The organism is Citrobacter sp. MGH106 (assembly GCF_001037495.1).
GTDB lineage: Bacteria > Pseudomonadota > Gammaproteobacteria > Enterobacterales > Enterobacteriaceae > Citrobacter > Citrobacter murliniae.
Genome location: NZ_KQ089822.1, coordinates 3,546,056 through 3,565,928, shown reverse-complemented (window position 1 = coordinate 3,565,928; position 19,873 = coordinate 3,546,056). Strand labels below are relative to the sequence as shown.

The following is a 19,873-nucleotide window of genomic DNA, read 5'->3' as shown; positions in this document are numbered from 1 at the left end:
ATAAAAAAATCATAAGGAATTCATGGTGAAAACAGCGATATTGTCAGTAGCGGCTGCATGTACGCTCTTTGCCTTGATCGGCTGTAATAATCGTACTGAAGTTGATGTACTACAGCCGACACGGGCGGCAGAATTAAAACCGATGCAGCAAAGCTGGCGCGGTATATTACCTTGTGCGGACTGCGAAGGTATTGAAACCTCTTTGTTCCTCGAAAAAGACGGAACATGGGTGATGAATGAACGCTATCAGGGCGTGCGGGATGAACCTTCTTCGTTTGCTTCATATGGGACATGGGCCCGTACTGCCGATAAACTGGTGCTGACAGACAGCAAAGGCGAAAAATCTTACTATCGGGCAAAAGGTGAGGCGCTGGAGATGCTCGATCGTGAAGGTAATCCGATTGAGTCGCAGTTTAACTATACCCTTCAGCCGGTTTCAGCCAGTTTGCCGGTTACGCCAATGCCGATGCGTGGTATGTATTTCTACATGGCGGATGCGGCAGTATTTACCGACTGCGCAACGGGAAAACGTATGCCGGTGGCGAATAATGCCCAGCTTGAACGCGACTATTTAGCCGCGCGCGCGGAAACGGGACAATCTGTTCTGTTGACTCTGGAAGGGCATTTCACGTTGGAGGCGAACCCGGATACGGGCGAGAAAGTGAAAACGCTGATGGCAGATAAAGACGCGAAGTTTGTGCCAGGAAAAGCGTGTAATTAATCGATAAAGTAAAAAGGCCCTGAAGAATCAGGGCCTTTTGCTGGTATTAGCCTTTTATCGCTTTTACCAGATAGTCGACGATGTCGCCGGTTTTAATCAGCTGTTTCTCGCCGTTACGACGGTATTTGTATTCGATATCATCGTTATCGAGGTTACGGTCGCCGAGTACGATAGTGTGTGGTATACCGATAAGCTCCATATCGGCAAACATTACGCCAGGACGCTCTTTACGATCGTCCATCAGCACTTCGATGCCCTGTGCGCGCAGTTCAGCGTACAGCTTCTCTGCCAGTTCCTGCACTCGGTAGGATTTGTGCATGTTCATAGGCAGAATCGCTACCTGGAACGGTGCAATGGCATCCGGCCATACAATACCGCGATCGTCGTAGTTCTGCTCAATGGCTGCCGCGACCACGCGAGTTACCCCGATACCGTAGCAGCCCATAGTCAGAATCTGATTACGGCCATCTTCGCCCTGAACTGCGGCTTTCAGCGCTTCAGAGTATTTGGTACCCAACTGGAAGATGTGACCGACTTCGATACCACGTTTAATCAGCAATGTACCTTTACCGTCCGGGCTTGGGTCACCTGCCACTACGTTACGGATGTCTGCAACTTCAGGTGTTGCTACATCACGATCCCAGTTAATACCGAAATAGTGTTTGCCGTCGATGTTGGCACCGGCAGCGAAATCGCTCATTACTGCAACGGTACGATCGATAACGACCGGGATCGGCATATTCACCGGACCGAGAGAACCTGGACCTGCTTTCACTACGGCTCGAATTTCTTCTTCGGTAGCGAAGGTTAGCGGGCTGGCAACCTGCGGCAGTTTTTCTGCTTTGACTTCGTTTAGCTCGTGATCACCACGAACCAGCAGAGCAACCAGCGGGTAGCTACTGCCTTCAACGGCTTTTACCAGCAGAGTTTTAACGGTTTTTTCAATTGGCAGATTGAATTGCTCAACCAGCTCCGCGATGGTCTTCGCGTTTGGTGTATCAACCAGCGTCATTTCCTGAGTAGCGGCTGCACGAGGTTCTTTCGGCGCAACGGCTTCAGCAAACTCGATGTTGGCGGCAAAATCGGAACTGTCAGAGAATACGACGTCATCTTCGCCGCTCTGTGCCAGCACCTGGAATTCGTGAGAAGCACTGCCGCCGATAGAGCCGGTATCAGCCTGTACAGCACGGAAATCCAGCCCCATACGGCTGAAGATTTTGCTGTATGCGGCATACATCGCATCGTAGGTTTCCTGCAGAGATTCCTGAGAAGTATGGAAAGAGTAAGCATCTTTCATCAGGAATTCGCGGGAACGCATTACGCCGAAACGTGGGCGTACTTCGTCACGGAATTTGGTCTGGATTTGGTAGAAGTTCAGCGGCAGCTGTTTGTAAGAGCTGAGCTCGTTACGAATCAGGTCGGTGATGACTTCTTCATGCGTTGGGCCAAGTACGAATGAACGATCGCCACGGTCAGCAATACGCAGCAGTTCCGGGCCGTACTGTTCCCAACGACCACTCTCTTGCCACAGTTCAGAGGGCTGAACGACTGGCATCAACACCTCGATCGCACCGGCGTTGTTCATCTCTTCACGCACGATGTTTTCGACTTTTTTCAGGACGCGCACGCCGGTCGGCAGCCAGGTATATAACCCGGAGGCCAGCTTGCGGATCATCCCGGCGCGCAGCATCAGCTGGTGGCTGATAACCTCGGCGTCGGCAGGTGTCTCCTTCAGAGTGGAGAGCAGATATTGGCTAGTACGCATGTTGTTACGGTTCCAGTTGGACGATCGAACAGGCTCAATGCGAGCCTGACACAAAAAAAGTGATTTAGTTTACCAGCGAGAAAGGGATGTCAAAAGAGAAGGGCGCGAAATTACCGGGGTTCAAGCGCAAAGACTTCGAAACCCTCTTCCCTCACACGCCAGCGCACGTTGAAATCGTGTAACCAGACGGCGTACGTTTTGCCTGTCTCTTCACCCTTACGATACGCAGGACGCGGGTCCTGTGCCAGTACTTCACCAATAAATGTTTTTAGCTGCGGATAACGTGTTTCCAGAGCCAGAAGCTGCTGCTCAACCTCGGCGGTAAAACTTACGCCCATTTCGGCAACTGGAGCATGTTGCGCGTAGCTGGCGGTGGCATCGGGTAATGCTTCGGCAAACGGCAGGTAGGGCTTGATATCTACAACCGGTGTACCATCGACCAGATCCAGACTACCCAGCTTCAGAATGACGCTCTCTTTCTGGCAGACAATCCCTTGCAACTCGACCAGCGACATGCCGACAGGGTTAGGGCGAAAGGTTGAACGCGTGGCAAAGACGCCCATTCTGGCGTTACCACCAAGTCGGGGCGGGCGTACGGTCGGGCGCCATCCACCGTCCATCGTCTGGTGAAAGACGAAAATAATCCATAAATGGCTGAACGCCTCCAGGCCGCGAACAGCATCGGCCTGGTTATACGGTGCGAGCAAATGCAGTTCGCCGCAGGCACTTTTTACCAGGCCAGGCTGGCGTGGAACGGCGAATTTTTCTTTATAAGGAGAGCGGATAACGCCTATTTGCTCGAACTGAAAATGACTCATTTAGTCGAAATATTCAGTGCAGAACCGATGCAAACTGCCTGACGATAGCAACCAGGTGTACCACTGGTGACTTCACAGCTGTGCAGCAATACGGCATTAGCTTTCATTTTAGATGCGTTGATCTGCATGCGTTTGCGTGCGGTTGGAATGCTCGGTGGGGAATCCTGGTTTGATGCCTGGCAGGAATCGCCGCTCACTTCACCGAGATCGCGGAACGGTTTGCCAACTAAGTCTTCTGCATTGGTATAAATTCTCACCGGCACTGCGCGTGGTGCTTTCGGTTTTTCCGGCTCCGCTTTAGGCGGGGTTGCGGTGCTTTGAACGGGTTCAACAGGGGATCTGCTTAACATAGAACAGCCGCTCAGCATGAGTGCTAATAAACAGATCGGTAAAGCACGCATAATGTTTCCTCAATGAATGATCTAAACGTCAGATATTGAATCAGGTGCTTGCATAAATGACAAGACGGGCAAGCGCCCGTCCTGATGATATTACAAATTTTGGAAACAGCCTAAAATTACCAGCCCTTAACAGCGCCGCCATTAAAGACCTTGTTTGCCGCTTCGTAAACTTCGTCTGACTGATACGCCTCAACGAATTTCTTCACGTTCTCAGCGTCTTTATTGTCTTCACGAGTGACGATCAGGTTTACATACGGGGAATCTTTATCTTCAACAAAGATGCCATCTTTTGCCGGTGTCAGGCCAATCTGGCTGGCATAAGTGGTGTTAATAACGGCCAGAGCGATTTGCGCATCGTCCAGTGAGCGTGGCAACTGAGGTGCTTCCAGCTCAACCAGCTTCAGGTTTTTCGGGTTTTCAACAACGTCCAGGGCAGTCGGCAACAGACCTACACCATCTTTCAGTTTGATCAAACCCACTTTTTGCAGCAGCAGCAGGGAACGACCAAGGTTAGTCGGGTCGTTTGGAATTGCGACCTGAGAACCTTCCTGCAGTTCATCCAGTGATTTGATTTTTTTGGAATAACCCGCAATTGGGTAAACGAATGTATTGCCTACGGCAACCAGTTTGTAACCACGATCTTTGATCTGCTGATCCAGATAAGGTTTGTGCTGGAAGGCGTTGGCATCGATATCACCTTTGCTCAACGCTTCGTTAGGCAGAACGTAATCGTTGAAAGTTACCAGTTCAACGTCCAGACCGTATTTCTCTTTCGCGACTTTCTGCGCAACTTCTGCAACCTGCTGCTCTGCGCCAACAATAACGCCCACTTTGATGTGGTTAGGATCTTTTTCATCCTGACCACAACCCACAAGTGCCAGAGAACCGATCAGGGCTCCAACTGCCGCAAAGGTTTTGAATTTGAACGCCATGCTTATTTCCTTTTCTTAATGAGTTTTTTGTGTTGTGTGCAACGTTATTTGTGCGTGACAGCCCGGACGATGCGATCGCCGGATAACTGAATTAAATAAACCAGAACTACAAGTAATACCAGTACTGTATTCATCACGGTAGCATTGTATCCAATATAACCGTATTGATAGCCAATCTGTCCAAGACCACCGGCACCGACGGCACCGCCCATCGCAGAATAGCCGACCAGGGTGATCAGTGTGATAGTCGCCGCATTTACCAGACCTGGCAACGCTTCCGGCAGCAACACCTTACGTACGATCTGCAATGGTGTAGCGCCCATTGCGCGCGATGCTTCGATCAGTCCGGTAGGGATTTCCAGCAGCGCATTCTCAACCATACGGGCAATAAATGGTGCGGCGCCAACGGTCAACGGGACGATGGCTGCCTGCAAACCAATAGAGGTGCCAACAATCATGCGGGTAAACGGAATCATCCAGACCAACAGAATAATGAATGGGATGGAACGGAAAATGTTTACCAGTGCAGACAGCGTACGGTAAAGTTTCGCGTTCTCAATGATTTGTCCGGGACGCGTCACGTACAACAGCACGCCGACGGGCAGGCCAATCACAAAACCAAAAAAACCGGACACAAAGGTCATTGCCAGCGTTTCCCATACGCCGCGAACCAGCAGCCACATCATCGGCTCAGACATAACCCAGTACCTCTACTTTTACATGGTGTTCCTGCAGCCAGTTGATGGCCGCTTGCGTATCTTCTTGTGTACCGTGCATTTCAGTCAGCATGATGCCGAACTTCACGCCACCGGCGTAATCCATTTGCGCGCTGATAATATTGTTATTCACATTAAAGCGACGTGCTGTTTCAGAGAGCAATGGCGCATCCACCGAATGCCCTGTGAATTCCATCCGCAGCATTGGAACACTGTCGTTTTCGGGCTCTGCTTTTAAGCGCTCCAGATAATCTTCCGGAATGTCCAGATGTAGCGTGGACTGGATAAATTTCTGCGCCAGCGGCGTTTTCGGGTGTGAAAACACTTCGCTGACGGTGTCCTGCTCAATCAGTTCACCATTACTGATAACGGCTACGCAGTCACAAATACGTTTTACGACATCCATCTCATGGGTAATCAGCAGAATGGTTAATCCAAGACGACGGTTAATGTCTTTCAATAATTCCAGTATCGAACGAGTGGTTGCTGGATCGAGTGCGCTGGTGGCTTCATCGCACAGCAACACCTTAGGATTGCTGGCCAACGCACGGGCAATGGCGACGCGCTGTTTCTGCCCACCTGAAAGGTTAGCGGGAAAGCTGTCATGCTTATCGCCAAGGCCAACTAAATCCAACAGCTCCGACACGCGACGTTTAATCTCTTCTTTGGGGGTGTTATCCAGCTCCAGCGGAAGCGCGACGTTACCAAAAACAGTACGGGACGACAGCAGGTTAAAGTGCTGGAAAATCATGCCGATTTGACGGCGAGCTTTGGTCAGCTCGGATTCAGAAAGCGCTGTCAGCTCCTGGCCACCGACCTGTACGCTGCCTTCAGTAGGGCGTTCGAGTAAGTTAACGCAGCGGATTAACGTGCTTTTACCAGCGCCTGAAGCGCCAATAACGCCATAAATCTGCCCGGCAGGAACATGCAGGCTGACATTGTTCAGCGCCTGAATAGAGCGAGTCCCCTGTTGGAACACTTTGGTGATATTCGAAAGTTTAATCATTGGTTATTTATTATCGTAATTAAGTTAGCCGTGGCATTTTCGTCTGTCTGGTACGGTCAAAGCCGTTAACAAGATGGATGTTAAGGCATCCAGACGTCTAAATCAATCGGGGTTTGCACGATGAGCACTTTCATGCCCGCAGAAACATGCGATACTAGAGCGACATGCCTTATTCAGGAGCTATAAAAGGTGGCAAAGTCTGTACCCGCAATTTTTCTCGACCGTGACGGCACCATTAATGTGGACCACGGTTATGTACATGAGATCGACGAGTTCGAGTTTATCGAAGGTGTCATTGATGCCATGCGTGAGCTTAAAAGTATGGGTTACGCACTTATTGTAGTGACGAACCAGTCTGGTATCGCTCGCGGTAAATTTACCGAAGCGCAGTTCGAAACGCTCACTGAATGGATGGACTGGTCGCTGGCCGATCGTGATGTTGATCTGGATGGTATCTATTATTGTCCTCACCATCCGCAGGGAACAGTAGAAGAGTACCGTCAGGTCTGCGATTGCCGTAAACCGCATCCGGGCATGCTTATCTCTGCTCGAGACTTTCTGCACATTGATATGGCCGCTTCTTATATGGTGGGCGACAAAATAGAAGATATGCAGGCGGCGACAGCGGCGAATGTAGGGACGAAAGTATTGGTGCGTACAGGCAAACCTGTCACCCCGGAAGCAGAAAATGCGGCAGATATAGTGCTAAATAGTCTGGCTGACCTGCCATCGGCGATAAAAAAGCAGCAAAAGTAAGCGTTGTGGATAAAAGGTGAGCGGTTGAAACAAAAATGCATTTTTCCGCTTGTCTTCCTGAGGCGACTCCCTATAATGCGCCTCCATCGACACGGCGGATGTGAATCACTTCACACAAACAGCCGGTCCGGTTGAAGAGAAAACCTGAAAATAAGAGGTTGACTCTGAAAGAGGAAAGCGTAATATACGCCACCTCGCGACAGAGCGCTAAAGCGCGTCGCAACTGCTCTTTAACAATTTATCAGACAATCTGTGTGGGCACTCAATGATACGGATTCTTAACGTCGCAAGACGAAAAATGAATACCAAGTCTCTGAGTGAACACGTAATTCATTACGAAGTTTAATTCACGAGCATCAAACTTAAATTGAAGAGTTTGATCATGGCTCAGATTGAACGCTGGCGGCAGGCCTAACACATGCAAGTCGAACGGTAGCACAGAGGAGCTTGCTCCTTGGGTGACGAGTGGCGGACGGGTGAGTAATGTCTGGGAAACTGCCCGATGGAGGGGGATAACTACTGGAAACGGTAGCTAATACCGCATAACGTCGCAAGACCAAAGAGGGGGACCTTCGGGCCTCTTGCCATCGGATGTGCCCAGATGGGATTAGCTAGTAGGTGGGGTAACGGCTCACCTAGGCGACGATCCCTAGCTGGTCTGAGAGGATGACCAGCCACACTGGAACTGAGACACGGTCCAGACTCCTACGGGAGGCAGCAGTGGGGAATATTGCACAATGGGCGCAAGCCTGATGCAGCCATGCCGCGTGTATGAAGAAGGCCTTCGGGTTGTAAAGTACTTTCAGCGAGGAGGAAGGTGTTGAGGTTAATAACCTCAGCAATTGACGTTACTCGCAGAAGAAGCACCGGCTAACTCCGTGCCAGCAGCCGCGGTAATACGGAGGGTGCAAGCGTTAATCGGAATTACTGGGCGTAAAGCGCACGCAGGCGGTCTGTCAAGTCGGATGTGAAATCCCCGGGCTCAACCTGGGAACTGCATCCGAAACTGGCAGGCTAGAGTCTTGTAGAGGGGGGTAGAATTCCAGGTGTAGCGGTGAAATGCGTAGAGATCTGGAGGAATACCGGTGGCGAAGGCGGCCCCCTGGACAAAGACTGACGCTCAGGTGCGAAAGCGTGGGGAGCAAACAGGATTAGATACCCTGGTAGTCCACGCCGTAAACGATGTCGACTTGGAGGTTGTGCCCTTGAGGCGTGGCTTCCGGAGCTAACGCGTTAAGTCGACCGCCTGGGGAGTACGGCCGCAAGGTTAAAACTCAAATGAATTGACGGGGGCCCGCACAAGCGGTGGAGCATGTGGTTTAATTCGATGCAACGCGAAGAACCTTACCTACTCTTGACATCCAGAGAACTTAGCAGAGATGCTTTGGTGCCTTCGGGAACTCTGAGACAGGTGCTGCATGGCTGTCGTCAGCTCGTGTTGTGAAATGTTGGGTTAAGTCCCGCAACGAGCGCAACCCTTATCCTTTGTTGCCAGCGGTCCGGCCGGGAACTCAAAGGAGACTGCCAGTGATAAACTGGAGGAAGGTGGGGATGACGTCAAGTCATCATGGCCCTTACGAGTAGGGCTACACACGTGCTACAATGGCATATACAAAGAGAAGCGACCTCGCGAGAGCAAGCGGACCTCATAAAGTATGTCGTAGTCCGGATTGGAGTCTGCAACTCGACTCCATGAAGTCGGAATCGCTAGTAATCGTGGATCAGAATGCCACGGTGAATACGTTCCCGGGCCTTGTACACACCGCCCGTCACACCATGGGAGTGGGTTGCAAAAGAAGTAGGTAGCTTAACCTTCGGGAGGGCGCTTACCACTTTGTGATTCATGACTGGGGTGAAGTCGTAACAAGGTAACCGTAGGGGAACCTGCGGTTGGATCACCTCCTTACCTTAAAGAACCGTTCCTTGTAGTGTCCACACAGATTGTCTGATGAAAAGTAAATAGCAAGGCGTCTTGCGATTGAGACTTATACGTCCCCTTCGTCTAGAGGCCCAGGACACCGCCCTTTCACGGCGGTAACAGGGGTTCGAATCCCCTAGGGGACGCCACTTGCTGGTTCGTGAGTGAAAGTCACCGGCCGTTATATCTCAAAACTCATCTTCGGGTGACGTTTGAGATATTTGCTCTTTAAAAATCTGGATCAAGCTGAAAATTGAAACGACACACTGTGTCTGTTCTCCGTAATAAGAGCAGATAAATGGTGTGTTCGAGTCTCTCAAATTTTCGCAACACGATGGTGTTTTACGAAACATCTTCGGGTTGTGAGGTTAAGCGACTAAGCGTACACGGTGGATGCCCTGGCAGTCAGAGGCGATGAAGGACGTGCTAATCTGCGATAAGCGTCGGTAAGGTGATATGAACCGTTATAGCCGGCGATTTCCGAATGGGGAAACCCAGTGTGATTCGTCACACTATCATTACGTGAATACATAGCGTAATGAAGCGAACCGGGGGAACTGAAACATCTAAGTACCCCGAGGAAAAGAAATCAACCGAGATTCCCCCAGTAGCGGCGAGCGAACGGGGAGCAGCCCAGAGTCTGAATCAGCATGTGTGGTAGTGGAACGGTCTGGAAAGTCCGACGGTACAGGGTGATAGTCCCGTACACAAAATCACACATGTTGTGAACTCGAAGAGTAGGGCGGGACACGTGGTATCCTGTCTGAATATGGGGGGACCATCCTCCAAGGCTAAATACTCCTGACTGACCGATAGTGAACCAGTACCGTGAGGGAAAGGCGAAAAGAACCCCGGCGAGGGGAGTGAAAAAGAACCTGAAACCGTGTACGTACAAGCAGTGGGAGCCTCTTTATGGGGTGACTGCGTACCTTTTGTATAATGGGTCAGCGACTTATATTCTGTAGCAAGGTTAACCGAATAGGGGAGCCGAAGGGAAACCGAGTCTTAACTGGGCGTTAAGTTGCAGGGTATAGACCCGAAACCCGGTGATCTAGCCATGGGCAGGTTGAAGGTTGGGTAACACTAACTGGAGGACCGAACCGACTAATGTTGAAAAATTAGCGGATGACTTGTGGCTGGGGGTGAAAGGCCAATCAAACCGGGAGATAGCTGGTTCTCCCCGAAAGCTATTTAGGTAGCGCCTCGTGAATTCATCTTCGGGGGTAGAGCACTGTTTCGGCTAGGGGGTCATCCCGACTTACCAACCCGATGCAAACTGCGAATACCGAAGAATGTTATCACGGGAGACACACGGCGGGTGCTAACGTCCGTCGTGAAGAGGGAAACAACCCAGACCGCCAGCTAAGGTCCCAAAGTCATGGTTAAGTGGGAAACGATGTGGGAAGGCACAGACAGCCAGGATGTTGGCTTAGAAGCAGCCATCATTTAAAGAAAGCGTAATAGCTCACTGGTCGAGTCGGCCTGCGCGGAAGATGTAACGGGGCTAAACCATGCACCGAAGCTGCGGCAGCGACACTATGTGTTGTTGGGTAGGGGAGCGTTCTGTAAGCCGTTGAAGGTGTCCTGTGAGGGGTGCTGGAGGTATCAGAAGTGCGAATGCTGACATAAGTAACGATAATGCGGGTGAAAAACCCGCACGCCGGAAGACCAAGGGTTCCTGTCCAACGTTAATCGGGGCAGGGTGAGTCGACCCCTAAGGCGAGGCCGAAAGGCGTAGTCGATGGGAAACAGGTTAATATTCCTGTACTTGGTGTTACTGCGAAGGGGGGACGGAGAAGGCTATGTTAGCCGGGCGACGGTTGTCCCGGTTTAAGCATGTAGGCGGAGGTTCCAGGTAAATCCGGTACCTTTTAACGCTGAGGTGTGATGACGAGGCACTACGGTGCTGAAGTAACAAATGCCCTGCTTCCAGGAAAAGCCTCTAAGCATCAGGTAACACGAAATCGTACCCCAAACCGACACAGGTGGTCAGGTAGAGAATACCAAGGCGCTTGAGAGAACTCGGGTGAAGGAACTAGGCAAAATGGTGCCGTAACTTCGGGAGAAGGCACGCTGATATGTAGGTGAAGTGATTTACTCATGGAGCTGAAATCAGTCGAAGATACCAGCTGGCTGCAACTGTTTATTAAAAACACAGCACTGTGCAAACACGAAAGTGGACGTATACGGTGTGACGCCTGCCCGGTGCCGGAAGGTTAATTGATGGGGTTATCCGTAAGGAGAAGCTCTTGATCGAAGCCCCGGTAAACGGCGGCCGTAACTATAACGGTCCTAAGGTAGCGAAATTCCTTGTCGGGTAAGTTCCGACCTGCACGAATGGCGTAATGATGGCCAGGCTGTCTCCACCCGAGACTCAGTGAAATTGAACTCGCTGTGAAGATGCAGTGTACCCGCGGCAAGACGGAAAGACCCCGTGAACCTTTACTATAGCTTGACACTGAACACTGGTCCTTGATGTGTAGGATAGGTGGGAGGCTTTGAAGTGTGGACGCCAGTCTGCATGGAGCCAACCTTGAAATACCACCCTTTAATGGCTGGTGTTCTAACGTAGACCCGTAATCCGGGTTGCGGACAGTGTCTGGTGGGTAGTTTGACTGGGGCGGTCTCCTCCTAAAGAGTAACGGAGGAGCACGAAGGTTAGCTAATCCTGGTCGGACATCAGGAGGTTAGTGCAAAGGCATAAGCTAGCTTGACTGCGAGAGTGACGGCTCGAGCAGGTGCGAAAGCAGGTCTTAGTGATCCGGTGGTTCTGAATGGAAGGGCCATCGCTCAACGGATAAAAGGTACTCCGGGGATAACAGGCTGATACCGCCCAAGAGTTCATATCGACGGCGGTGTTTGGCACCTCGATGTCGGCTCATCACATCCTGGGGCTGAAGTAGGTCCCAAGGGTATGGCTGTTCGCCATTTAAAGTGGTACGCGAGCTGGGTTTAGAACGTCGTGAGACAGTTCGGTCCCTATCTGCCGTGGGCGCTGGAGAATTGAGGGGGGCTGCTCCTAGTACGAGAGGACCGGAGTGGACGCATCACTGGTGTTCGGGTTGTCATGCCAATGGCATTGCCCGGTAGCTAAATGCGGAAGAGATAAGTGCTGAAAGCATCTAAGCACGAAACTTGCCCCGAGATGAGTTCTCCCTGAGACTATAAGTCTCCTGAAGGAACGTTGAAGACGACGACGTTGATAGGTCGGGTGTGTAAGTGTAGCGATACATTGAGCTAACCGATACTAATGAACCGTGAGGCTTAACCTTACAACGCCGAAGCTGTTTTGGCGAAGAGACGAAATTTCAGCTTGATACAGATTAAATTGACATGCGAAAGCGTGTTGATAAACAGAATTTGCCTGGCGGCTGTAGCGCGGTGGTCCCACCTGACCCCATGCCGAACTCAGAAGTGAAACGCCGTAGCGCCGATGGTAGTGTGGGGTCTCCCCATGCGAGAGTAGGGAACTGCCAGGCATCAAATTGCAGTAAACCGGGATGACTAATCCGGGTAGTGACAAAGAAATTCGGTGGAGCGGTAGTTCAGTTGGTTAGAATACCTGCCTGTCACGCAGGGGGTCGCGGGTTCGAGTCCCGTCCGTTCCGCCACTTATTAAGAGCCCTGAGCTAATGCTCAGGGCTTTTTTTTATTCATTTTTATTATTGCCAAATACGCAAAAATCCTCTGCATTTTACACTCTTTTTCTGCAAAGATCTGACGGTCATAATCCTCCCAGTTAACAAACCCTGTGATTAAAAAGAGGAATTTATGGCTATCCCTGCATTCGGTTTAGGCACTTTTCGCCTGAAAGACGACGTTGTTATCGCATCTGTTAAAACCGCCCTTGAACTGGGCTACCGTGCAGTCGACACTGCGCAAATCTATGATAATGAAGCCGCAGTGGGTCAGGCAATTGCTGAAAGCGGTGTGCCACGCAGCGAATTGTATATTACCACCAAGATCTGGACTGAAAATCTGGGCCGGGACAAGCTGATCCCGAGCCTTAAAGATAGTCTGAAAAAGCTGCGTACTGAGTATGTTGATCTGACACTTATCCACTGGCCTTCTCCTAACGGTGCCGTATCCGTTGAAGAGTTTATGCAGGAATTACTGGAAGCAAAAGTGCAGGGGTTAACCCGTGAAATTGGGATCTCTAACTTCACTATCCCTTTGATGGAAAAAGCAATTGCTGCGGTGGGTGCTGAAAATATTGCAACTAATCAGATAGAGCTTTCCCCGTATCTGCAAAACCGTAAAGTAGTTAAATGGGCCAAACAACACGGTATCCATATCACCTCTTATATGACACTGGTTTATGGCAACGCGCTGAAAGATAAAGTGATTGCTCGTATTGCGGCTAAACATAATGCCACCCCGGCCCAGGCTATTCTTGCATGGGCAATGGGAGAAGGGTACTCAGTTATACCTTCTTCGACTAAACGTGAAAATTTGGCAAGCAATCTGCTCGCGCTACAACTGCAATTGGATACAGAGGACAAACTTGCGATCGCTGCACTGGATCGTAACGATCGCCTTGTCAGCCCCGAGGGTTTGGCCCCTGAATGGGATTAATGACTGCTGCCTTTGTGTTGAGTTAATCCTGTTTCACAGCTCCTGCGGGAGCTGTTCTTGCATGTTCACTCAAAAAGTCGATAAACGCGCGAATACGTGTACTTACAGCCCGATCGCTGTAATACACTGCGCTAAAGGGCATTTCAACGGGCAGACGTTTATCTGCCAACAACTCCACCAGTTCACCCTGCGAGATTTCTTTATCAATCATATAATCTGAAAGACAGGCAATTCCGTTCCCGTTCAGGCAAAGCTGTTTCAATGTTTCACCGCTGTTAGAAGAGAGTCCGCACTCAATTTCATGAAGCTGTCCATCGCTACAGGCAATAGGCCAGGTATTGAGTGAGACAGGCTCGGAAAAACCCAGACACAGATGTTGTTTAAGCTCCTCTACGCTCTCAGGCTCACCAAATCGGGCAATGTACTCCGGTGAGGCAATAATCTTACGGTAGCTGGTAAATAGTGGGCGCGCGCGCAGGCTCGAGTCCGTAAGCGCACCTGCTCGTATTGCAACGTCAACTTTTCGCTCAATAAGATTGATAAATGTCTCCGAGGAAACTAGTGACAGCGTCATCTCAGGGTAACGTTCACGGAAAGGTTTGATGAGTGGCATCAGAAAATGCAACATCACCGGCGTCGCCGCGTCGATACGCAACAGGCCGCGCGGGGTATTACGAGACTCCATAATTTCTGTTTCTGCCGCAGCCATTTCCTGCAGTATCAACTGCACTCGCCTGAAATAACGTTCACCTTCTTCAGTCAGACTGAGCTGTCGGGTTGTTCGGTTGAGCAAACTGACACCCAGCTTCATCTCCAGCTTTTTTACTGCCCGGCTAATAGCGGAATTGGCTTGTCCCAACTGCTCTGCAGCGCGGCTAAAACTACCGCTTTCCACAACAGCAACGAAAATGGCCAGTTCTTCTGAAGTTGCTTTCATTTTTGCACCTGGAGCAAAATTATATTGAGATTTTGAATATTTTTGTTATTAAAACATCCCGGCATACTTCGTGTCATCTGATTACTGATGATATGGAGTTATTTATGCCTCTCGCTTTATTTGCACTGACAATAAGTGCTTTTGCTATTGGTACGACTGAATTTGTAATTGTCGGCCTTGTGCCGACCATCGCCGAACAGCTGGCGATCTCTTTGCCTTCTGCAGGAATGCTGGTTTCTATCTATGCGCTGGGCGTGGCAATTGGTGCGCCGGTACTGACTGCTCTGACCGGACGTCTGCCGCGTAAGCAACTGCTGGTTGCGCTAATGGTGCTATTTACGGTCGGTAATTTGCTGGCATGGCAGGCGCCTGGTTATATGACGTTAATTGTTGCACGCCTGCTGACCGGTCTCGCACATGGCGTGTTCTTCTCAATTGGTTCTACTATTGCGACAAGCCTGGTGCCAAAAGAGAAAGCAGCTTCAGCCATCGCTATTATGTTTGGTGGGTTAACGGTGGCACTTGTGACAGGAGTTCCGTTGGGAACATTTATTGGTCAGCATTTTGGCTGGCGTGAGACTTTCCTCGCGGTATCTATGTTAGGTGTCATTGCTCTGATTAGCAGTCAGTTGCTGATCCCTGCGAATATCCCCGGTCGGGCTGCTGCCAGTATTCGCGATCAGGTGAAAGTCTTAACGCATCCTCGCCTGTTACTCATCTATGCCGTTACGGCGCTGGGCTATGGTGGTGTCTTTACGGCATTTACTTTTCTTGCACCGATGATGCAGGATCTGGCGGGATTCTCACCGGCAGCGGTAAGCTGGATCTTACTGGGGTATGGCGTATCTGTTGCCATCGGTAATATCTGGGGTGGCAGACTGGCGGATAAACATGGCGCCGTTCCAGCGTTGAAATTTATCTTCGCAGCCCTGTTTGTTCTGTTGATGGTCTTTCAGTTAACTGCATCCACTCAGTACGCAGCTCTGGCGACAATCCTTGTCATGGGGATTTTTGCCTTCGGCAACGTACCAGGGCTGCAGGTTTACGTGGTGCAGAAAGCGGAGCAATTTACACCCAATGCGGTTGATGTGGCCTCAGGACTGAACATTGCGGCGTTCAACATTGGCATTGCATTGGGTTCAGTGATTGGTGGCCAAACGGTAGAGCATTATGGGTTAGCGCAGACCCCGTGGATTGGTGCGCTAATCGTATTGAGCGCTTTCTTTCTGATGAGCGTGAGCGGTCGTCTTGATAAACCCGCACGTGTAGCTCTGGGATAAATCACCGATGTAAGTACCTACTTACAAAACAAACTGCAATTGTCCGTTGAAAGTGAGTGCTAAAATCCCTATAACAGAAGAACCAGTCCGGTTGCGGGCTGGTTGACGTTACAGAGGTTTGAAAGTCTAAAGTGCGAAAAAACACCTATGCTATGCGCTATGTTGCCGGACAGCCCGTTGAGCGAATTTTACCGCCAGGGTCGTTTGCGCATATTGGCCAGGCATTGCCCGCAGGCGTTCCGTTAAGCAGCGAGGATCGCATCCGCGTCCTGGTGTGGAATATTTTTAAACAGCAGCGGGCAGAATGGTTGTCGGTGCTGAAGAACTTTGGCAAAGACGCGCATCTGGTGTTATTGCAAGAAGCACAGACTACGCCTGAACTGGTGCAGTTTGCGACCGCTAACTATCTTGCTGCCGATCAGGTTCCCGCTTTTGTGCTGCCTCAGCATCCCTCTGGCGTCATGACGCTTTCTGCTGCACATCCTGTTTACTGTTGCCCGCTGCGTGAGCGTGAACCCATATTGCGGTTGGCAAAATCGGCACTGGTGACAGTTTACCCACTGCCTGATTCGCGTTTATTAATGGTGGTGAATATTCATGCTGTTAACTTCAGTCTCGGCGTGGATGTCTATAGTAAGCAGTTACTTCCCATTGGCGATCAGATTGCTCATCACAGTGGCCCGGTGATTATGGCCGGCGATTTTAATGCATGGAGCCGTCGGCGTATGAACGCGCTGTACCGCTTTTCTCGTGAAATGTCTCTGCGCCAGGTGCGCTTTACTGACGATCAGCGCCGACGCGCATTTGGTCGCCCCCTCGATTTTGTGTTTTACCGTGGTTTGAACGTGAGCGAAGCCTCTGTGCTGGTGACGAGCGCATCCGACCATAATCCTCTACTCGTTGAATTTAGTCCCGGCAAGCCTGAACAATAAAGGTGTGTCAGGTCTGCCGTAGGGCAGGCCTGTAGTGGTGCTGCCCTTTATATTTCACAACAACCGAAGGACAACACAATGACAACACGCTCCCATCATGACAACGTCGAAAAGCAGTTTGGCTCTCAGGCAAAGGCCTATTTAACCAGCGCGGTACATGCATCCGGGCGCGATTTGCAGCGACTGGCCGAGCGACTGTCCTTTTTTCCGCAGGCAAGTGTACTGGATATGGGATGTGGTGCGGGGCACGCCAGCTTTATTGCGGCACAGAATGTGAAGCAGGTGGTAGCGTATGATTTATCTTCGCAGATGCTCGAGGTGGTTGTACAGACGGCAAAAGAGAAGGGATTGGAGAATATTTCCATCCGACAGGGGTATGCTGAAAGTCTGCCGTTTGAGGATCAAACTTTTGATGTGGTGATTAGCCGATATTCAGCGCACCACTGGCATGATGTCGGGAAAGCGCTGCGGGAAGTGAATCGCGTACTGAAACCCAGCGGTGTGCTGATTATTATGGATATGATGTCTCCCGGACACCCTGTGCGTGATATCTGGCTGCAAACCGTTGAAGCGTTGCGCGATACCTCGCATGTGCGCAACTATTCCAGCGGTGAGTGGCTGTCTCTGATTAATGACGCGAATATGATTGCCGATACGTTGTTCACAGATCGCCTGCCGTTAGAATTCAGTTCATGGGTTGCGAGAATGCGTACTCCCGTTGCACTGACAGAGGCTATCCGATTGTATCAGGAGAGTGCTTCTGCTGAAGTGAAGGCGTATTTTGAATTACAGGAAGACGGTTCGTTCACCAGCGACACGATCATGGTTGAAGCACATAAAACGGCATAAATAAAAAAGGCACTGGGGGGAAACCAGTGCCTTAATTTTTATAATCTCATCAGGAGTCCGGCATACCGTTGTTCTTTACAAACAACGTTAGCTGATCGCCTGGTTGCAGATTTTCCGTATCGCTGTTCCAGCGCATCACATCCTTAATGTTAACGCCGTGACGTTTAGCAATGCTCGAAAGCGAGTCGCCTTTACGTACACGATAGGTGATGCTATCGCTGTTGTTAGCCAGTCGCTGCGCACTGGTGCCAGCACCAACGGTCAGGCTTTGACCCACTTTCAGGGTAGATCCACGCAGATTGTTCCACTGCTTAAGATCCTTCGCATTTACGCCAAGACGTGAAGCGATGCCAGAAAGTGTATCGCCAGAGCGAACCTTGTAGCTACGGCTGTTCAGTGGCGTGTTATCCGCAACTAACGTTGACTGCACGGCTGCAATTTCGCCAGAGGCCAGAGATTCACGCAACTTCTCTGCGTGCTTCTTTGGCACCATCACGTATTGCGGGCCGCTGGCACCCAACGTAGAGCCCTTCACACCTGCATTGAATGTCTTCAGCTTGCTGACGGAAATACCCGCCATATCGGCAACCTGAGCCATCTCAACCGGACTGTTAAGACGAACACGTGCTAACGCGCGGCTTTCGTCTGTGGTTGGCAGACGCACGCCATAGCGTTTGCTGTTCTTGAGAATATCGCTCAATGCCAGCATTTTGGGCACATATAGCTTCGTTTCCTGAGGCAAAGGGAGCGACCAGAAATCGGTGGGCTTACCACGAGATTTGTTCGCTTTGATTGCCTTCATCACGCGACCTTCACCGCTATTATAAGCAGCAACGGTCAGCAGCCAGTCGCCATCAAACATCTTGTTCAGACGCTGCATCATGTCCAGCGCGGCAGTGGTGGAAGCCACTATGTCGCGACGTGCATCATAACTGCGAGTCTGTTTTAAACCATAATTGCGCCCCGTGCTCGGAATGATCTGCCAAATACCTGCGGCATTGGCGCCAGACGTTGCGTGAGGATCAAAAGCGCTCTCCACTATGGGTAGTAGTACCAGTTCCATTGGCATGTTACGTTTCTTAACCTGCCCGGCTATCCAGTACATATACGGCTCTGCCCGTAAAGTTACATCGTGGAGATAGCTCTTATTGCGTAAATACTTCTGTTTTTGTTCGCGAATCCGGTTGTTTTCCGGAATTCCCATCTTTAGCTCGTCACCAATGAAAGCCCACAAATCTTGATCGGCCGCGATAGATGTCCCATCGTCCATCCATCGCGCCTGACTAGTGAACTTTCCTGCTTCCTCTTGACCAGCTGCAGAAAGGCTCTGTGCGTGCTGTTGGACGTTACCAGTATTCTGGCACCCAACAAGCAGGACAGAGGCGAGTAATATCGCTTTTGCCTTCATGTGTGTGTCAATAGTTGCTTAAAAGACGACCGATCATAACGGCGAAGTTTTCAAAAGGCAACCCGGAATTGTCAGAACGTATCTTTCTTTGACCTTAACCAGGCAAAACGCTCTTCAGGTTGTTGCAATATTGTTTCTTTGTTAATTTCATTAATTAAATCAATATCTTCTGTTCTTAAAAAAATATTATTTCGACGCTCATTTTTCAGAATTACGGGCAGTGTCATTTGTTTTTTTACGCGTAACTCATTAACTTTACGATAATAATCATTTATGAACGAATCGTGCGGAAGGATGCTTAAGGCAAACTTCATATTTGCTAATGTGTATTCATGTGCGCAACAAACCAATGTATCGTCAGGAAGGGCGCTTATTTTTTTAAGTGATTGATACATTTGCGAAGCTGTGCCTTCAAAAAGTCGGCCGCAGCCGCCAGAGAAGAGCGTGTCGCCGCAAAATAAATAAGGATGACTAAAGTAACAAATATGTCCTAAAGTGTGACCCGGGGTAGCAAATATACTAAATTCATGCTCTAAAACGAGGGCGATATCGCCATCTTTGACTATGTGCGTCGTTCCCTTATCTTGTGTTTCTGCTGGGCCATAAACCACTATTTGTGGAAAATGCTGTAGAAGTTCTTTCACTCCGCCAACGTGATCCTGATGGTGGTGGGTGAGGAAAATGGCCTCAGGTACCCAGTTATGCTCAGCAATGGCTTTTAATACCGGAGCTGCTTCGCCAGGATCCACAATAAGGCAGTGGCCTTCATTATTTGTCAGGACCCAGATGTAATTGTCCTGAAATGCGGGAATGCTGTTAAGATTCATAAAATACCTCTCAATGCATAACGGAAGGTTGT

The 19,873-nt window shown here is 50.2% G+C and carries 15 protein-coding genes, 2 tRNA genes and 3 rRNA genes; 11 read left to right on the top strand and 9 right to left on the bottom strand.

The window, feature by feature from the left end; all coding sequences use genetic code 11:
* Positions 1-22 precede the first annotated feature (22 nt).
* The gene (gene nlpE, locus SK36_RS16710; protein ID WP_136345308.1) at positions 23-721 is read left to right on the top strand and encodes an envelope stress response activation lipoprotein NlpE; all 699 of its coding nucleotides are present in this window, start codon (positions 23-25) and stop codon (positions 719-721) included.
* A gap of 46 nt (positions 722-767) precedes the next feature.
* Here the strand turns inward: nlpE and proS are convergent, their stop codons facing one another.
* From proS to metN, 6 genes are all read right to left on the bottom strand, one after another.
* Entirely contained in the window at positions 768-2,486 is a 1,719-nt protein-coding gene (gene proS, locus SK36_RS16705) for a proline--tRNA ligase (RefSeq protein WP_048222024.1), read from the bottom strand.
* Positions 2,487-2,596: 110 nt separating this feature from the next.
* The gene (tsaA, locus tag SK36_RS16700; RefSeq protein WP_048222023.1) at positions 2,597-3,304 is read right to left on the bottom strand and encodes a tRNA (N6-threonylcarbamoyladenosine(37)-N6)-methyltransferase TrmO; all 708 of its coding nucleotides are present in this window, start codon (positions 3,302-3,304) and stop codon (positions 2,597-2,599) included.
* Complete coding sequence (rcsF, locus tag SK36_RS16695) at positions 3,301-3,705, bottom strand: Rcs stress response system protein RcsF (RefSeq protein WP_048222022.1); 405 nt, start codon at positions 3,703-3,705, stop codon at positions 3,301-3,303. Before rcsF ends, tsaA begins: the two co-directional genes overlap by 4 nt.
* A 116-nt stretch (positions 3,706-3,821) precedes the next feature.
* Positions 3,822-4,637 carry a methionine ABC transporter substrate-binding lipoprotein MetQ gene (metQ, locus tag SK36_RS16690; protein ID WP_045440042.1) on the bottom strand — a complete coding sequence of 272 codons (816 nt, stop codon included), beginning with the start codon at positions 4,635-4,637 and terminating at the stop codon, positions 3,822-3,824.
* Between the two features lie 44 nt (positions 4,638-4,681).
* Positions 4,682-5,335, bottom strand: coding sequence for a methionine ABC transporter permease MetI (locus tag SK36_RS16685; RefSeq protein WP_003018471.1), 654 nt, complete (start codon positions 5,333-5,335; stop codon positions 4,682-4,684).
* A complete protein-coding gene (gene metN / locus SK36_RS16680; RefSeq protein ID WP_048222021.1) occupies positions 5,328-6,359 on the bottom strand; it encodes a methionine ABC transporter ATP-binding protein MetN in 1,032 nt (343 codons plus the stop codon). Before metN ends, SK36_RS16685 begins: the two co-directional genes overlap by 8 nt.
* A gap of 189 nt (positions 6,360-6,548) precedes the next feature.
* Here metN and gmhB point away from each other — a divergent pair, with 189 nt between their 5' ends.
* From gmhB to dkgB, 7 genes are all read left to right on the top strand, one after another.
* Positions 6,549-7,115, top strand: a complete 567-nt coding sequence (gene gmhB / locus SK36_RS16675; protein ID WP_045440049.1) for a D-glycero-beta-D-manno-heptose 1,7-bisphosphate 7-phosphatase — start codon at positions 6,549-6,551, stop codon at positions 7,113-7,115.
* 364 nt (positions 7,116-7,479) lie between these two features.
* Positions 7,480-9,021 (top strand): 16S ribosomal RNA (locus tag SK36_RS16670).
* A gap of 85 nt (positions 9,022-9,106) precedes the next feature.
* A tRNA-Glu gene (locus tag SK36_RS16665) sits at positions 9,107-9,182 on the top strand.
* A 217-nt stretch (positions 9,183-9,399) separates the two neighbouring features.
* Positions 9,400-12,305, top strand: a 23S ribosomal RNA gene (locus SK36_RS16660).
* Positions 12,306-12,396: 91 nt separating this feature from the next.
* Positions 12,397-12,512 (top strand): 5S ribosomal RNA (gene rrf / locus SK36_RS16655).
* Together the 16S, 23S and 5S rRNA genes with 2 tRNA genes alongside form the textbook arrangement of a ribosomal RNA operon.
* 55 nt (positions 12,513-12,567) lie before the next feature.
* Positions 12,568-12,644 (top strand) — tRNA-Asp (locus tag SK36_RS16650).
* A gap of 160 nt (positions 12,645-12,804) precedes the next feature.
* Entirely contained in the window at positions 12,805-13,608 is an 804-nt protein-coding gene (gene dkgB, locus SK36_RS16645; RefSeq protein WP_048222020.1) for a 2,5-didehydrogluconate reductase DkgB, read from the top strand.
* Between the two features lie 22 nt (positions 13,609-13,630).
* On the opposite strand, the gene yafC is transcribed toward dkgB, so the two are convergent.
* Complete coding sequence (gene yafC / locus SK36_RS16640) at positions 13,631-14,545, bottom strand: DNA-binding transcriptional regulator YafC (protein ID WP_045440052.1); 915 nt, start codon at positions 14,543-14,545, stop codon at positions 13,631-13,633.
* Positions 14,546-14,649: 104 nt separating this feature from the next.
* Here yafC and SK36_RS16635 point away from each other — a divergent pair, with 104 nt between their 5' ends.
* The 3 genes from SK36_RS16635 (at position 14,650) to SK36_RS16625 (ending at position 17,606) form a co-directional block, all read left to right on the top strand.
* Positions 14,650-15,825: an MFS transporter gene (locus tag SK36_RS16635; protein ID WP_048222794.1), complete on the top strand. Its 1,176-nt coding sequence runs from the start codon at positions 14,650-14,652 to the stop codon at positions 15,823-15,825.
* Between the two features lie 131 nt (positions 15,826-15,956).
* A complete protein-coding gene (locus SK36_RS16630; RefSeq protein ID WP_045440054.1) occupies positions 15,957-16,757 on the top strand; it encodes an endonuclease/exonuclease/phosphatase family protein in 801 nt (266 codons plus the stop codon).
* Positions 16,758-16,835: 78 nt separating this feature from the next.
* Entirely contained in the window at positions 16,836-17,606 is a 771-nt protein-coding gene (locus tag SK36_RS16625; RefSeq protein WP_048222019.1) for a class I SAM-dependent methyltransferase, read from the top strand.
* A 49-nt stretch (positions 17,607-17,655) separates the two neighbouring features.
* On the opposite strand, the gene mltD is transcribed toward SK36_RS16625, so the two are convergent.
* Positions 17,656-19,014 (bottom strand): murein transglycosylase D, encoded by a 1,359-nt coding sequence (gene mltD / locus SK36_RS16620; RefSeq protein ID WP_048222018.1) that lies wholly within the window; start codon positions 19,012-19,014, stop codon positions 17,656-17,658.
* Between the two features lie 71 nt (positions 19,015-19,085).
* Positions 19,086-19,841, bottom strand: coding sequence for a hydroxyacylglutathione hydrolase (gene gloB, locus SK36_RS16615; protein ID WP_048222017.1), 756 nt, complete (start codon positions 19,839-19,841; stop codon positions 19,086-19,088).
* Between the last annotated feature and the right edge of the window lie 32 nt (positions 19,842-19,873).

Coding starts and splice junctions, on each gene's coding strand:
- rcsF (WP_048222022.1), bottom strand. CDS start 3,705: ATGCGTGCTTTACCGATCTGTTTATTAGCACTCATGCTGAGCGGCTGT.
- yafC (WP_045440052.1), bottom strand. CDS start 14,545: ATGAAAGCAACTTCAGAAGAACTGGCCATTTTCGTTGCTGTTGTGGAA.
- gloB (WP_048222017.1), bottom strand. CDS start 19,841: ATGAATCTTAACAGCATTCCCGCATTTCAGGACAATTACATCTGGGTC.
- SK36_RS16635 (WP_048222794.1), top strand. CDS start 14,650: ATGCCTCTCGCTTTATTTGCACTGACAATAAGTGCTTTTGCTATTGGT.
- SK36_RS16685 (WP_003018471.1), bottom strand. CDS start 5,335: ATGTCTGAGCCGATGATGTGGCTGCTGGTTCGCGGCGTATGGGAAACG.
- proS (WP_048222024.1), bottom strand. CDS start 2,486: ATGCGTACTAGCCAATATCTGCTCTCCACTCTGAAGGAGACACCTGCC.
- mltD (WP_048222018.1), bottom strand. CDS start 19,014: ATGAAGGCAAAAGCGATATTACTCGCCTCTGTCCTGCTTGTTGGGTGC.
- SK36_RS16625 (WP_048222019.1), top strand. CDS start 16,836: ATGACAACACGCTCCCATCATGACAACGTCGAAAAGCAGTTTGGCTCT.
- nlpE (WP_136345308.1), top strand. CDS start 23: ATGGTGAAAACAGCGATATTGTCAGTAGCGGCTGCATGTACGCTCTTT.
- metQ (WP_045440042.1), bottom strand. CDS start 4,637: ATGGCGTTCAAATTCAAAACCTTTGCGGCAGTTGGAGCCCTGATCGGT.
- tsaA (WP_048222023.1), bottom strand. CDS start 3,304: ATGAGTCATTTTCAGTTCGAGCAAATAGGCGTTATCCGCTCTCCTTAT.
- metN (WP_048222021.1), bottom strand. CDS start 6,359: ATGATTAAACTTTCGAATATCACCAAAGTGTTCCAACAGGGGACTCGC.
- dkgB (WP_048222020.1), top strand. CDS start 12,805: ATGGCTATCCCTGCATTCGGTTTAGGCACTTTTCGCCTGAAAGACGAC.